Source organism: Flavobacterium sp. UBA4854 (genome assembly GCF_002399805.1).
Lineage (GTDB): Bacteria > Bacteroidota > Bacteroidia > Flavobacteriales > Flavobacteriaceae > Flavobacterium > Flavobacterium ginsengisoli.
Genome location: NZ_DHEI01000018.1, coordinates 24,685 through 25,288 on the forward strand (window position 1 = coordinate 24,685; position 604 = coordinate 25,288).

Below are 604 nucleotides of genomic sequence, written 5' to 3' on the forward strand. Positions count from 1 at the left end.
TATACGGCCGTATATCTGATTCTGAACACTAATCGAAGGATTTAAATCTTTAGATATAATTACTTCTGTTTCCTTAAAAATGATTTTAACTGTATTATTTTCTTTTAAATAATCTGGCACGTCTAGAATGATCGAAGTAAAGATATTTTCATTCGATTTCAGCTTAACTAATGAAATGCCTTCATGCGATTGAATTTCAGTTATAATTCCTTTTAGTACATTCATTTTGCCTTTGTATCGTATCCGTAATATTTTAAAATAGCAATTGCTTTTTTAGAAGATATAAAATTATAAAACTTTACAGTATTCGCATTGTCTTTTCCATGTTTCAATACTACGCATCCTTGTTCTAACGAAGAATGGCTTTTTTCTGGAATAATATAATACTTTCCTCCTTCTTTTTGCATATTAGGAGTTAGCACAAGAGACAAAGCTGTAATTCCAATATCAGCATTTCCCGTAGTTACAAACTGAGTGGCTTGTGTAATATTATCGCCAAAGACCAATTTGTTTTTTACTTTATCATATATTTTGTAGAATTTTAAGCACTCCACCGCTTTTTCTCCGTATGGCGCAGTTGAAGGATTTCCGATAGCTATTTTTC

General features: G+C 30.8%; 1 protein-coding gene and 1 pseudogene. Both read right to left on the reverse strand.

Annotated elements, in window-relative coordinates:
* A pseudogene (locus tag B3J44_RS01975) lies at positions 1-225 on the reverse strand (tobe domain protein); the annotation flags it as partial.
* On the reverse strand, positions 222-604 hold a 383-nt coding region (modA, locus tag B3J44_RS01980; RefSeq protein ID WP_286965346.1), incomplete at its 5' end, for a molybdate ABC transporter substrate-binding protein. The pseudogene B3J44_RS01975 and the gene modA, both read right to left, overlap by 4 nt.